At 63.8% G+C, this 1,176-nt stretch carries 1 protein-coding gene; it reads left to right on the top strand.

Annotated elements, in window-relative coordinates:
• Positions 1–71 precede the first annotated feature (71 nt).
• Positions 72–1,031: an IS5 family transposase gene (locus HQN59_RS25750; RefSeq protein WP_176071991.1), complete on the top strand. Its 960-nt coding sequence runs from the start codon at positions 72–74 to the stop codon at positions 1,029–1,031.
• Positions 1,032–1,176 lie beyond the last annotated feature (145 nt).

Here is a 1,176-nt window from a genome sequence, read left to right as displayed (position 1 = left end):
TAGGGAAGCTCTGCAAAACCGGCCCGCAGCTTGCATGATTGAGGCCCATGATCGCCAAGCGCGCTGAAGCCATGAAGCAGTTGGGCCTGGGTTTGAATCTGTCGACCAAGAAGACGCGCAAGCGCGAGTTCCTGGAGGAGATGGAACGGGTGGTGCCGTGGGCGGTGTTGGTCCAGATCGTCGAGCCGTACTATCCGAAGGCAAAGACGGGGCGGCCGCCGTTCGGCATTGCCACCATGCTGAGGATTCACTACCTCCAGCAATGGTTCGGCCTGAGCGACCCGGCGATGGAAGAGGCGCTGCACGATGTGCCGCTGTACCGAGAGTTCGCCAAGCTCGATGGCGTGGCCGCTCGGCTGCCTGACGAGACCACCATCCTTCGCTTCAGGCACCTGCTCGAGCGCCACAACCTTGCAGTCGACATGCTGCGGGTTGTCAACGACATCCTGCAAGCCAAGGGTCTGATGATGCGCACCGGCACTGCGGTAGACGCGACGCTCATCTCGGCGCCGAGTTCGACGAAGAACGCCGACGGTGAGCGCGACCCGGAGATGAAGCAGACCAGGAAGGGCAACAACTGGTACTTCGGGATGAAGGCACACATCGGCGTCGACGCGCACTCCGGCCTGGTGCACACGGTTGCGGGCACGGCGGCGAACATGAACGACCTGAACATGGCTGGGGCGCTGCTGCACGGGGATGAGGAAGCGGCCTTCGGCGACGCCGGCTACCAGGGCGTGCACAAGCGGACCGAGGCGGCGGGGCCCACGTGGCACGTGGCAATGCGGCCGGGCTTGCGCAGGCGCTTGAACCCGTTCATCCATCCCGACATGGTGGCCGAGCGCGTCGAACGGATGAAGGCCAGCATCCGCGCCAAAGTCGAGCACCCGTTCCGGGTGATCAAGCGCCAGTTCGGGTTCACGAAGGTGCGCTACCGAGGATTGGCCAAGAACACGGCGCAGATCGTCACGCTCTTCGCGCTGTCCAATCTGTGGATGGCGCGAAGGCAGTTGATCAGGCTGCAGGGATGAGTGCGTCTGATGGCCACCGAGGCGCCTCGAACAACGAGCGCGGCGCCGCGAATCCCCTGTCGCACCTCCGAAATTGCCTCGTTGGACTGCCATCGTCAGTTCGAGCGTCAAGGTGTCGCCGTGACTCACGTTGCGCAGACCTTCC

This window comes from Rhizobacter koreensis (assembly GCF_013366375.1).
In the GTDB taxonomy this organism is placed as follows: Bacteria; Pseudomonadota; Gammaproteobacteria; order Burkholderiales; family Burkholderiaceae_C; genus Schlegelella_A; species Schlegelella_A koreensis.
This window is presented reverse-complemented; position numbering and strand designations above follow the sequence as displayed.

Excerpts from the sequence above, each read along its gene's own strand:
- HQN59_RS25750 (WP_176071991.1), top strand. The coding sequence starts at position 72 with ATGAAGCAGTTGGGCCTGGGTTTGAATCTGTCGACCAAGAAGACGCGC.